10 protein-coding genes are annotated in these 12,679 nt (G+C 38.9%); 8 read left to right on the forward strand and 2 right to left on the reverse strand.

Annotated elements, in window-relative coordinates:
• Positions 1-159 precede the first annotated feature (159 nt).
• The 6 genes from SLP02_RS03460 to SLP02_RS03485 all read left to right on the forward strand — a co-directional run bounded on the left by SLP02_RS03460 (position 160) and on the right by SLP02_RS03485 (position 9,837).
• Positions 160-2,865 carry a phycobilisome rod-core linker polypeptide gene (locus SLP02_RS03460; RefSeq protein ID WP_319419259.1) on the forward strand — a complete coding sequence of 902 codons (2,706 nt, stop codon included), beginning with the start codon at positions 160-162 and terminating at the stop codon, positions 2,863-2,865.
• A 694-nt stretch (positions 2,866-3,559) separates the two neighbouring features.
• Positions 3,560-4,045 carry a globin family protein gene (locus SLP02_RS03465; RefSeq protein ID WP_319419260.1) on the forward strand — a complete coding sequence of 162 codons (486 nt, stop codon included), beginning with the start codon at positions 3,560-3,562 and terminating at the stop codon, positions 4,043-4,045.
• A 109-nt stretch (positions 4,046-4,154) separates the two neighbouring features.
• A complete protein-coding gene (apcB, locus tag SLP02_RS03470; RefSeq protein WP_106238979.1) occupies positions 4,155-4,640 on the forward strand; it encodes an allophycocyanin subunit beta in 486 nt (161 codons plus the stop codon).
• Positions 4,641-4,910: 270 nt separating this feature from the next.
• Positions 4,911-5,114 carry a phycobilisome linker polypeptide gene (locus SLP02_RS03475; RefSeq protein ID WP_106238976.1) on the forward strand — a complete coding sequence of 68 codons (204 nt, stop codon included), beginning with the start codon at positions 4,911-4,913 and terminating at the stop codon, positions 5,112-5,114.
• 287 nt (positions 5,115-5,401) lie between these two features.
• The gene (locus tag SLP02_RS03480) at positions 5,402-6,592 is read left to right on the forward strand and encodes an FtsW/RodA/SpoVE family cell cycle protein (protein WP_319419261.1); all 1,191 of its coding nucleotides are present in this window, start codon (positions 5,402-5,404) and stop codon (positions 6,590-6,592) included.
• A gap of 113 nt (positions 6,593-6,705) precedes the next feature.
• Entirely contained in the window at positions 6,706-9,837 is a 3,132-nt protein-coding gene (locus tag SLP02_RS03485; protein ID WP_319419262.1) for a protein kinase domain-containing protein, read from the forward strand.
• A gap of 97 nt (positions 9,838-9,934) precedes the next feature.
• On the opposite strand, the gene SLP02_RS03490 is transcribed toward SLP02_RS03485, so the two are convergent.
• Positions 9,935-10,741, reverse strand: a complete 807-nt coding sequence (locus SLP02_RS03490) for a DUF4079 domain-containing protein (RefSeq protein ID WP_319419263.1) — start codon at positions 10,739-10,741, stop codon at positions 9,935-9,937.
• A gap of 102 nt (positions 10,742-10,843) precedes the next feature.
• On the opposite strand from SLP02_RS03490, the gene SLP02_RS03495 reads away from it, so the two are divergent.
• Both SLP02_RS03495 and SLP02_RS03500 read left to right on the forward strand, forming a co-directional pair.
• Positions 10,844-11,209 carry a glycosyltransferase gene (locus SLP02_RS03495; RefSeq protein WP_319419264.1) on the forward strand — a complete coding sequence of 122 codons (366 nt, stop codon included), beginning with the start codon at positions 10,844-10,846 and terminating at the stop codon, positions 11,207-11,209.
• A 12-nt stretch (positions 11,210-11,221) separates the two neighbouring features.
• Positions 11,222-11,617: a hypothetical protein gene (locus tag SLP02_RS03500; RefSeq protein ID WP_319419265.1), complete on the forward strand. Its 396-nt coding sequence runs from the start codon at positions 11,222-11,224 to the stop codon at positions 11,615-11,617.
• Here the strand turns inward: SLP02_RS03500 and SLP02_RS03505 are convergent.
• On the reverse strand, positions 11,598-12,392 hold the full coding sequence (locus tag SLP02_RS03505) for an SDR family NAD(P)-dependent oxidoreductase (RefSeq protein ID WP_319419266.1): 795 nt from the start codon (positions 12,390-12,392) through the stop codon (positions 11,598-11,600). The two genes, SLP02_RS03500 and SLP02_RS03505, sit on opposite strands and share 20 nt — an antisense overlap.
• Between the last annotated feature and the right edge of the window lie 287 nt (positions 12,393-12,679).

Genomic DNA, 12,679 nt, shown 5'->3' on the forward strand with positions numbered 1-12,679 from the left:
TATTTATTGGGTGGGCTTTAGAGCTTAAAAATAAAGACAGGCGATCGCTCTATTCAAAATTCTGATAATAGTACATACTTCTTAATAATCCCCCTGTTCGAGACCGAAAAGATTTAATCTAAAAGCTGAAGTATAAGTAAAAACCTACATAAAATCAACATGAGTGTAACGGCAAGTGGTGGCAGTTCATTAGCCCGTCCTCAACTCTATCAAACAGTAGCAGTGTCTGCAATCTTGCAGGCAGAACAGCAAGATCGCTACTTAGAACAGGGCGAACTCAAAGAATTAACAGCATATTATAAATCTGGTTTTCAACGTTTAAATATCGCTCAGACCATAACTAATAATGCAGACATAATCGTATCTAGGGCAGCTAACCGCATTTTCACTGGTGGTTCACCAATGTCCTACTTGGAAAAACCAGCCGAAGTAGAAGAAATGGCTATGGCTACTCCTAGTGGCAACACTGGTATTCCTGGTGAGTTAATTGTTGAGCAGAAATCCGAGCAAAACGGCAGTGACGGCAACAGTACAAAACTATTAAAAGCCTTCAAATCCTTGTTTGCTGGTGGATCTGGTCCAACTCCCGCTAACTTTAGACCAATCAATGTTTCTCAGTATGGTCCTGCTAATATGCAGAAGTCTTTACGGGACATGGCTTGGTTTCTGCGCTATATCAGCTATGCAATTGTAGCGGGCGATCCTAATATCCTGGTGGTGAACATCAGAGGATTACGAGAGATTATTGAAAGAGCCTGTTCTAGCGCAGCAACTATCGTCGCGTTACAGGAAATGCGTGCAGCATCAGCAGATTATTTTCGCAAGGATCAAGCCGCAACAGATATTATCACTCAATATTTTGACGTTGCTATTAGCGAATTTAAAGCTCCTACTCCTTCTAATAAATTACGCCAAAGCCAAGCTTCTGACAAACAAGGCTTACAGCTTCCTCAAAGCTACTTTAATGCTTCGGAGAACCGTCCTAAATTTGTCATGAAGACTGGTTTGTCTACTTTAGAGAAGCAAACGGTAATAAAAGCAGCATATAGACAGATTTTTGAACGAGATATTACTCGTGCTTACGGTCAATCTATTTCTTATCTGGAATCTCAGGTAAAAAATGGCGATATCTCGATGAAAGAGTTTGTTCGTCGTCTATGTAAGTCTGAGCTATATCGTAAGCAGTTTTTTGAGCCATTTATTAATAGCCGTGCTTTAGAACTAGCGTTTCGTCACATCTTAGGTAGAGGTCCTTCTTCTCGTGAAGAGGTTCAGGACTATTTCTCTATTGTGTCCGAGAAAGGATTAGCGGGATTAGTTGATGAGCTGGTTGATTCCAAGGAATACGCAGACTACTTCGGTGAAGAAACTGTTCCTTACCTCAGAGGTTTAGGTCAGGAAGCTCAAGAATGTCGCAACTGGGGAATGCAGCAAGACCTGTTGAACTATAGCGCACCATTCCGCAAAGTACCTCAGTTTGTCACTACTTTTGCTCGCTATAATCGCCCTTTACCAGATCAGCACGTTTATGGTTCTGGTAACGATCCTCTAGAAATCCAGTTTGGGGCAATTTTTCCTAAAGAAACTCGTAACCCCAGCAGTAGTCCTGCACCATTCAATAAAGATACCAAGCGTTTATTAATTCATCGTGGCGCAGGTATTAATAATCAAAATAGCAATCCTGCTGCACGAAGCGAATTTCCTGGTTCTTTGGGTGCTAAAGTCTTCCGTCTAAACAATGAGCTACCTGGTGCTAGTAACGGCGGTAGCGTTAAGTTTTCGGAAAATTCAACCCAAGCTGTAATTCGCGCTTGCTATCGTCAGGTTTTTGGTCGCGATGTCTATCAAGGACAAGAACTAAAAGTAGCTGAAATCAAGCTAGAAAATGGCGATATTACCCTACGTGAGTTTGTCAGAACTCTAGCTAAATCTGATACCTTCCGTAACCTGTACTGGACATCTTTATATGTAGTTAAAGCGGTGGAGTATATTCATCGTCGCCTTTTAGGTCGTCCTACCTATGGTCGTCAAGAGATCAATAAATACTTTGATATTTGCTCAAAGAAAGGCTTTTACGCATTAGTAGATGAGATGATCGATTCTACTGAATATTCTGATGCTTTTGGAGATGATACCGTTCCCTACGAGCGTTATCTAACTCCTGGTGGTTTGCAGCTACGCAAAGCTCGTCCTGGTGCAATTGAACCTGGCATTGGTGCAAACGTCGAAAGAGAGCAAATTCCTCGTTTTGTAGAACTTGGTCAAGCTGCTGGTTCAAGAACTACTCCCGAAGTTGAGCAAAAAATAGCTCAAGGTGTTAGTGTCCAACGTCAACAAAGCAAAGTCTTTAAACTTTCTACTACTACTGATAAAGTAGCCGTGAAAAATCTAATTAATGCTGCTTATCGTCAGGTGTTTGAGCGTGATATTAATCCTTATGTAGTGCAAACACAGTTTTCTGTGCTGGAAAGCCGTTTAGGTAACGGAGAAATTAACGTTAAAGAGTTTATTGAAGGTTTAGGCTGTTCTGAGCTATATCTCAAGGAATTCTATACTCCTTATCCCAATACTAAAGCGATCGAGCTAGGTACGAAGCACTTTTTAGGGCGCGCACCTCTAAACCAGAGAGAAATTCAGAAATACAACAAAATTCTAGCTTCTCAAGGGCTAAAAGCGTTTATTGGAGCAATGGTTAACAGCATGGAATACATTCAGGTATTTGGTGAAGATACTGTTCCCTTCCGCCGTTTTCCAACCCTGCCTGCTGCTAATTTCCCTAATACAGAGAAGCTTTACAACCGGCTTACGAAGCAAAACGATGAAATTGTTATTCCTAGTTTTGAACCAACTAAGCTGAACGTATAAAACTGAAGTAATCTGCATTATTAAGTAATCAATATCTGTGATTGGTAAACTCAGTTCCTTATTAACTGAAGACTCAAAAAATCACCTACATGATATTGGTTACTTATCTCCTATTCCTTAAGGCTAAAAAGGGTCTAGCGAAAGAAGCTTCGACCAAGAAAGGTCGACAGGATCTAACATTAAATTCTGTTAAGGTAAACTAATAAACCTCAACAAAATATTAGATGATAGTTAGGTTGGGTTATCGCTCAAATAAAAAATTAGCCTTTTGAGATCGGCAATACTGCTAACTCAAGGGCATTTTAAAAGCAAAAGTTAGCGTAGAGCAATATTTATCCTTAATTACGTTATGTATTGACTCTATGTAAAAGTTTGTTAAGGCAGTAGCTACTTTTTGCGCATTAGTTTGGGCAAGCTGCAATACTAATTTGTAGCTAAAAGTTGAAAACTGGGTAACAAAACAAAGTAACCTATTATCCAGAGGGATTTGACTAGCAACAGCCAAGCGTAGATTTTAAACATAGAACCTAAGTTTAGTTGCACAGCCTTATTTAACTATGCTTAAAGCTGAAAGCTCAGGCTAAATGCTTAATCGTGGTTTGAAGGGCGGCTAGAAATCTTGTTCAGATAAAACTATCGACTTAAAGATAGCTTGTTAATTATTTGATTTCATTGTATTGGGAGGAATCCATCGATGAGTATAGTCACGAAATCCATCGTGAACGCCGATGCAGAGGCTCGTTACTTGAGTCCTGGCGAATTAGAAAGAATTAAATCTTTTGTCACAACTGGCGAAAGCCGTTTACGTATTGCTCAAACTCTAACTGAGTCTCGTGAGCGTATCGTTAAACAGGCTGGCGATCAGTTATTTCAAAAGCGTCCTGATGTTGTTTCTCCTGGCGGTAACGCCTATGGTGAAGAAATGACAGCAACCTGTCTTCGTGACATGGACTACTACTTACGCCTAATTACTTATGGTGTAGTAGCTGGTGATGTAACTCCAATTGAAGAAATTGGTTTAGTTGGTGCCAGAGAGATGTACAAGTCTTTAGGTACTGACGTTGGTGCTATGGCTCAAAGCATCCGTGAAATGAAAAACGTAGCTACTTCTATGATGTCTGGTGATGACACTAGTGAAGCTGCTTCTTATTTCGATTACGTTATCGGAGCTATGCAGTAAGTATTTAATTTATACTTTGCTGATATACCAGTAACAAACTTTTTCAAACAACACACTAACTTATCAGTGTTAAATAATTTAAGACTAGGTGAGATAAGGAAACAAAACTATGCAAGACGCAATTACCTCTGTAATTAATTCAGCTGATGTTCAAGGCAGATACCTCGATGGTGCTGCTATGGACAAGTTAAAAAGCTATTTTCAAACTGGTCAACTAAGAGTCCGTGCAGCCAGCGTAATTAGTGCTAACGCAGCTAGCATCGTTAAAGAAGCAGTAGCAAAGTCATTGCTATATTCTGATGTTACTCGTCCTGGTGGCAATATGTACACCACTCGTCGCTATGCAGCTTGTATTCGCGACTTAGACTATTACCTTCGTTATTCTACCTACGCAATGCTAGCTGGAGATCCTTCCATTCTAGATGAGCGTGTACTTAACGGTTTGAAAGAAACTTATAACTCTTTAGGAGTTCCTGTTTCTTCTACAGTTCAAGCTATCCAAGCTATGAAAGAAGTAACCGCTAGTTTAGTAGGTGCTGATGCTGGTAAAGAAATGGGCGTTTATTTCGACTATATCTGCTCTGGCTTAAGCTAAATTCTTTTTTGACCTGAGCTAGACGTAGGATAGTTAACGTATAGATTCGGGAAGTCTAGAGTGAGTGCTAGTTCTAATAAAGCTTAGTTTTTCGAGCGCGAAAAAAAGATAAGTTTAGACGATCTAGTATTGACTCCTGACTCCCGAATTTTGGCATTTTAAGACTATTCAATAATTTAAACAGCATCAAACAGCCAACATAATTTTTGCTGATTCAAACTTGTCAGAAGATTAAACTTTTTTTTATTAAATTAGGAGAGAATTCATCTCATGCGTATGTTTAAGGTGACTGCTTGTGTTCCCAGTCAAACTAGAATTCGTACTCAAAGAGAACTGCAAAATACTTTCTTTACTAAGCTTGTACCTTACGATAATTGGTTTCGCGAACAACAGCGAATCATGAAAATGGGTGGCAAAATCATTAAAGTAGAGTTGGCAACAGGTAAACAAGGTATGAATACAGGTTTGTCATAAGATCAGAAATATGAATTTGAGTTAACGTCATATCACCCTGAAACTATGGTGTAACGTTGACCGTCTTCCGCGATAAAAAAGAGGTCAGATTGACCTCTTTTTTATTGATTGAATCAACACAATTTGGACAATATAAAATCAGCAAAAAAAATAAACACAAGCTCTAAGTCTTTACGGTTGCGTCTTTCTCATTTTGTTTTTTGATTTATTTCCCAGATGAGGCTCGCGTATAGCGACTAAGCTGTTACCTTTAAACAGAAAAAACTATATTTGTTGAGATTTTAACCGTGAGGCAATATCTCGGATACTTAATTCCTTTTATCGATCCTAAAATCAAGTTTTGGACATGGGAAGCTCGCTTATTGAATTGGTTGACCTGCGTTTGGTTAATCATTGGTTTAGTTACTTTAGTATCAGCCTCTTATCCTGAAGGAATTGTCAACAACAATGATGGACTATACATTTTTAAACGACAGCTAATCGGAGTTGGGGTAGGAATTTTTGGATTCAATTTTATAGCAAATCAACCTCTCCAAAAAACTATCAGGATTTCTCCTCTGATGGTTTTAGTTTTTCTTTTGCTTATCTTTGCTACCTTAATTCCAGGTTTAGGTAAGACAACGATGGGAGCTAGTCGCTGGATTGCTATTGGACCATTCTCATTGCAGCCATCAGAATTAATCAAACCTTTTCTAGTACTACAGGCAGCTTATTTATTTTCTCGCTGGGAAAAGCTAACAAATAAAATACGTCTAGTTTGGCTAGCTGTGTTTGCGTTAGTATTGGCAGGAATTCTCAAACAGCCCAATTTAAGTACTACGGGATTATGTGGTATGAGTTTGTGGTTAATTGCTTTGGCAGCAGAATTACCTTGGAGTCAGCTAATGGCAGTTTCTCTAGGTGGAATAAGTATAGCTAGCTTGAGTATTGCCTTGAATTCTTATCAGCTAGACCGAATTACTTCTTTTATTAATCCCTGGAAAGATTACCATAATAAGGGATACCAGCTAATTCAAAGTTTATTGGCGATCGCATCAGGGAGCTTTGACGGTTCGGGTTTTGGATTATCGCAACAAAAATTATCATACTTACCAATTCGCTCTACAGACTTTATTTTTGCGGTTTATGCCGAGGAATTTGGTTTCATTGGCTGTGTGCTACTATTATTGCTGATTATTGGTTATGGAACACTAGCTTTGAGAGTAGCCATTAAATGTCGCCAAAGTATCCCCAGATTGGTCGCCGTAGGAAGTATGGTATTTATCGTTGGTCAATCATTAATCAACATTGGGGTAGCAACAGGTTCTTTGCCTACTACTGGACTGCCCTTACCCTTCTTTAGCTATGGCATCAATTCAATTATTGCCTCATTATTGCTGGCTGGATTGTTGGTGCGAGTTGCCAGAGAAAGTAATACTTCTAAGGTAATTAACCTTAAAGAAATTTCTCCGACTCAGCAAGCTTTAACAAGGGAATGAAAAATGATTATACAATAGGGCATCTAAAAATAATTAAGATTAAATTAGTAATCAAAACAAATTTAACTCGGCATCTAGCCAAAATCTGCCTTATTTTCTAATCTGGATTAACTATGTCCACTCCCGACAGGTATCTACTCAATTCTGCCTCTAAAGTCACCAATTCCGAGAAAAAAATTCACGTTCCTGGCTCAATTATTGGTAATCGTTATCAGATTATTCAAAAGTTAGGTAGAGAAGAAATAAGAAAAACTTACTTAGCTAAAGATTTACAGGCTACAGGAGATGCTAGATGTGCTGTGGAGCAGTTAAGTCCAGTCTGTAATAAGACAAATTGGCAGCTTATTAAGCAGCACCTAATTAGAGAAGTAGAGGTTCTCAAAAGGCTGGGAGATCACCCCCAAATCCCTCAATTTTATAATTACTTTATCGAAGATCGGCAGTTTTATCTGGTTCGAGAGTATATTGATGGGGATAATTTAGAGCAGGAAGTTGAGCGTAAAGTACTAGATGAAGCACAAGTAATTCATCTAATGCAAGATGCCTTGAGAATTCTTGATTTTGTTCACAAAACTAACGTTATTCATCGCGATGTTCAACCAATTCACTTAGTGAGAAGAAAGCGCGATCGCAACTTTGTTTTAATTAATTTTGGGGCTATTCGAGAGATCGAATCAACGGCACTTGATTTTCAAGGAGAAGTAATCTCCAGCAAATCTTTAGATTGGGCTTATATTGCTCCAGAGCAGCAATCAGGAGAATCTAACTTTGGTAGCGATATTTATGCCCTTGCTCAAACCGCTATTTATGCCTTGACGGGAAAATCTCCCCAGGAACTTGAGCAAGCAAATACTACTTGGCAAAGTCAGTGTCAGATAAGCTCTAAGCTAGAGGCAATTCTTAGCAGAATGACGTTATTCAACATTGAAGAACGATATCCCTCTGCCCTAGAAGTTTTGTATGATTTACGACCATTACTTAAGCTCAAGCAGGTGGTAGGAGGACGTTATGCTATTACTCGTTATTTAGGCGGAAAAAAACGCATAGAAACCTATTTAGCCGATAATCTGCGCCGTCAATATCAGTCTCCTTGTTTAATTAAGCAAATTGAATTACCGAATGTTCAGGGTAATGGCGAGACCACAATAGAAAAGCGTTTTGCCGAAGAATTATCAATTTTAGAAAGACTAGGATATCACGAGCAAATCCCTCAGCTTAGAGATCATTTTACAGAAAATGATCAATTTTATTTGGTTCAAGAATATATTCCCGGAGAAAATCTAGCTCTGAAAATAGAGCAGCAAGATTTATCCACCGCTCAAATAATCAATATTTTAATTAGTACTCTGGGAGTTCTAAATTTTATTCATCAAAACCGTATTATTCATCGTAATATTAGACCTTCCAATTTACTAATTCGCTCAGAAGATCAGCAGGTGGTACTTACTGACTTTGGAATTTTGACAGATATAGGAACTTTGCCCAATGCTACTTTGGACTCTAGCCAAACTCAGGATAAACAAAACTACTGCTCTCCTGAACAAATTGCTGGTAGACCAACGATTAGCAGCGATATCTATGCTTTGGGCATGACAGCAATAGAGGCTTTGACTAAAATTAAACCAGGTAGGTTTTCTAGAGATAGACAAACGGGTAAGCTACTATGGCAGGAAAATCTGGCGGTCGATCGCCGTTTTGCCAAAATTATTGACAAAATGGTTTATTTAGATTTGGGTCAACGTTATCAATCTGCGTCCAAGATTCTTGATGATCTGCAAAAAATTAAATCTGTTTCTAAGTCAGCAACCAGAAAACCACTAGGGCAGAAAAAAAGAAAAACTGCAAATCATCGCCAGTCTCAATTTAAACTACCTATATTACCAGTTTTGATCGGATTCTTAGGTCTGATCTGTTTATTAGGCAGTATTGAATTTGCTTTTCCTACAGTTAGACCGATTTATTACTGGTATCAGGGAAAAAAACTATTGCCTAAAAAACCTCAAGCTGCTCTCAATGTTTTTACAAAAGCCATTGAGCTTAAAGCTGGCAGTTCCCTGGCTTGGTCAGGCAGGGGAGATGCTTTATATAATTTAGGACGTTATTCCAAAGCTTTAGAAGCATACTCTGAAGCGACAAAATTAAGTGAAGCCGACTTTAAAATTTGGAAAAAACAGGGAGACAGTTACTATCAATTAGAACAGTTTACCAAAGCGATCGCTGCTTATAATCGCGCTTTAGAATTAGAACAGAAAGATGGCGAACTATATAATCACAAAGGTAAAGCTTTATATGAGTTGAAAAACTATGATGCAGCCTTGAGTATGCAGGACTCTGCCATAGACTTAGATTCATCTAATGCTGAGTTTTTGAGCGATCGCGCTAAAAATTTACTCGCTTTAAATAAATATGACAATGCTTTGACGGTGCTTAATCGAGTTCAGGCAATTGAACCTTCTAGCGTAGAACTATGGCAAGATAAACCTTTGGTCTTAGCAGCTTTAAACCGTCCTCAAGAAGCAGAGCGAGTCAATCAAGAAATTATTGGCAACTATCAACAATTACTGCAAAACCAGCTTCAAGATCCTCAAATATGGCTAACACAAGCAGAGTTTTTCGCCAATAGCCAAATGTACCAAAAAGCCATTAATTCCTTTGAACAGGCGATTAAGTTAAAACCTAATTTTTATCAGGCTTGGCTGGGTAAAGGTAAGGCTTTGGCTAAATTAAATCAAGGACAAAAAGCTTTAACCGCCTTGGACAAAGCTTTGCAAATTCGCTCAGAATCATATCTGGCTTGGCAAGCAAAGGGTCAAGTATATCAAAATCAACAAAACAATTTAGCTATGGCGATCGCTAGCTATAGTCAGGCTATTAGCCTTAACTCTAATTATGCTCCTCTTTGGCGCGATCGCGGATTGGCGTTTAATCAGCAACAGAATTATACCCAAGGCATTGAATCTTTAACTAAAGCTAGCAAAATTGCGCCCCAAGATCACGAAACCTGGATCGGTTTAGCCACTGCATGGGATATGGTTGGTCAAGATACTAAAGCCTTGACTGCTTTAGATCGCGCTATTGAAATTCAACCACAAAATGTTGCCGCCTGGAGTCAAAAAGGTTTAATTTTTACTAAAAATGCTCAATATAATGAAGCCTGTGAAACCTATCGGCAATCTCGTTTGGCTATCCCTAATTCCCAAATAATTCTTGATTCTATGAGAACTTTGGGCTGTCGAATTGAATAACATAAGATGAATCTTAGTTGGGGCAAGCGGCGGTTTGCCCCAACGTAAACTTGATGTTATAACCTAAAGGCGTGATGCTATAAATATCTCAAGCAGATTAACTGGGATTAATTTCAGGAGCATTATAAATAGTATTTTGTTCAATACTATTGGCGGTCTTTACAGGTGAGAATGTTTCAATAACCGCTGCTTTTTTGGGTTGCATTTTGCCTATAGGAGGAATTTCTAATAAGTCTCTTGTTCCCGTAGCTGCTTGACCAAAAAACAATAACAGTGCCAAACAATTAAGAATTATATGGATATTGCGCATGGTTAAACTGCGATAGATATCGTCTAAAATTGCAATCGAAAAAATCATCAGTAGCGATGCGGCAATTCCATAATAGTAATGTGACCAATACCATTCATCAGGTAATCGCCAAACCCCATCTTGTTGACCCAAAATAATCAAGCCCATGCCTGTCATAGTCGCAAAAATACCTCGCCACAGCTTAGGTCTGGCTCGTAGCAGCAGAATCAATGAAGCAATCGTCGCCACAAATAATAAAATAATCAAAATCGCCTGGGGGTTATTCTTCTCCCAAAGCTTGCCTTTGATAAAGCTTTTGTAAACAATCGAGTAAGCGATCGCAATTAAGGAAACAATAACTACGCTAGTAGCCAGCCAACGACCAACTTGAACGTGTTCTCGTCCCACAACCGCAGGAATTTTGCTTTTTCCTTTTTTGCTTTCCAAACGACGCTGACGAGTTTGCCAGGCAAAATTGGCTACTATGCCTACCATAGGAAAAACAAAGGCAACTACTAGTATCGGGTGAATCAGACCAAGTAAATCTTCACTTCCAAGATTACTAAAAGCGAGATAGTTTTGATGGACAATTAAAGTCCATATATAGCTATTCATGATGGTTAAAGATTAGGGGTAATTAATTTAGAGATTTTCAACGTTCTCTCAGTAAGTTAAAACACAATTATGAAAACAGACTGAATTTCTTCTGATTTTAAAATGTGTTACATACCCCATCGCCAAAATGTTGATACTTCTTTGGATAATGTCTTAGTCGTTATTCCTGTGCGTAACGAAGAAGCAACAATTGCTGCTGTAATTAAAGATTTACAGAGCTTTGGCTTAACTAAAATTCGGGTAGTAGACAATGGCAGTAGCGATCGCAGTGCAGAAATAGCTAAAGAAGTTGGGGCAGAAGTTTCATTTGAGTTTAGGGCTGGTTATGGGCAAGCCTGCTGGAGAGGATTACAGAATATGCCCTCAAAAATTGACTGGATTTTATTTTGTGATGGTGATGGCAGTGATGGTTTAATATCGCAGTACGTTAATCGGTTAGCGGTGCGACCCCCGCAGGGAGTGTCCTAACACAGCCTCGTATTGCTATATCTACTCGCACAAGTTTGGCATCCGCCCGTCAAAAGCAACAGTATTTTTGCTCTACCTTTAAGAATCATAACTATATTTTTATTCTGGAAAGCTCGTAATTTTCAACAGTTTGCTCTCAGCTTCCTTGCCTCGTTGCTAATTATCTCTCCCATAGTTCACGGCTGGTATTTCACCTGGATAATTCCCTTTGCAGTAGGTACAAAAAATTGGGGAGTACGCCTAGTTAGTCTTTCGGCTTTTGTGTATTTTGTTTTGCCCTATCGTCAAGCATTGGGCGATCGCAGTTGGCATCTGACAGACACCGAAACATGGCTGTTATGGCTACCCTTTATCTCAGGCTATGGCTGGAGTTTATGGCGATCGCAGACTAACCCAGATCTGCTTTAGTTGCCAACTTTAACATTCCTTGAGTGATACCAGGAAACAAACGATTTAAAAACGCAGGCACTTTGGCAGAACCCACTATTATCTCGGCTTGAGGGTGCTTAACTGCATCCAAAATTGCTTTAGCTACATCTTCAGGTTGACTCGATAAAGGACTAGACATCATTTGCTTCATTTGTTGAGGGTCGCTGTCCTTAAATACCGCTCGTTCTAAAAAGTCCGTGTTGGTGACGCTGGGATGTACTCCAGAAACATGAATACCTTGAGGCTCTAATTCTAAGCGGAGGGTTTCTGTTAAGCCGACAATAGCGTGTTTGGTGGTGCAGTATGCCGTCATTTTAGGTAAGGGTACTTTTCCTCCAAATGAACCAACGTTGATAATATTTCCCTGCTTTCTAGCTAAAAAATGAGGCAAAAGGGCATTGATCGTGTAAATATAGCCCCAAAGATTAACGTTGATCATTCTTTCCCAATCTTCAATGGTAGTTTTTGCCATTGGTGCGCTCATACAGACACCTGCGTTATTAACTAAAACATCAATTTGCGAAAAACGTTCTAGACCTAAATTAATTAAGGCTTCAATAGCACTGCGATCGCTCGTGTCGGTGGTAATTGCCAATGCTTGCCTGTCCAAACTTCTAATCTCTTCGGCAACAGATTCCAATCTATCTTTAGTGCGAGCAGTAATAATTAAATCGTAACCGTTTTTGGCAAAGAGCAAGGCTGTAGCTTTACCAATGCCTTGAGATGCACCTGTAATAAAAGCAGTAGGAGACATAGTGATGAAATTAGAAGTGATTAACGCTATTTTAAATATTACAAATTAATACTTAGTCGAGACATCAATAGAAAGATATAAAAACCCTTGGAATCTCTTTGACCTCAACAAAGCCAGCAAATTGCCGTAAAAACTCGCAAATCTATCTTTAGGAATAGCTAAAAGCCTTTCATACTAGCAAGATTGCCGAACTTTTACAAGTTAAATAAGGCTACCATAAAGTTAGAAGTTGTTTATTAGACATATTGAATATTCAAAGCCAGCTAAATCAGAGATTACTTGCAAAT

It is taken from the genome of Pleurocapsa sp. FMAR1 (genome assembly GCF_963665995.1).
GTDB lineage: Bacteria > Cyanobacteriota > Cyanobacteriia > Cyanobacteriales > Xenococcaceae > Waterburya.